Here is a 267-nt window from a genome sequence, read left to right on the forward strand (position 1 = left end):
GCTCACCCTTGATGTATGAATGATGAATCCAGCCGCCTTGATCGTAATACTCGTCGGGGAAATTGAAAAAATGTCCGCACTCATGCGCTTCGACATTTGCGCCCGGGTAATCGTGCTTTATTTTTAACTCGTCCTTCCATTTATGCCTCTCCCCCCAAGAACCCGTGTCTGCCCGAAAGACCTCCGGAAACAGCTTGAGCGTGACGTGCGGCTCGAATCCCTTAATGGGCGCGCCTTTAATCGACACGCGAAGATCAACTTTGAAAT

The 267-nt window shown here is 50.2% G+C and carries 1 protein-coding gene; it reads right to left on the bottom strand.

All coding sequences use genetic code 11. From position 1 onward, the window contains the following. A partial coding sequence (locus ACZ2XM_RS15555) for a hypothetical protein (protein WP_490619023.1) occupies positions 1-267 on the bottom strand: 267 nt, incomplete at both ends.

This window comes from Psychrobacter sp. CoH-33_TS_01 (assembly GCF_058189395.1).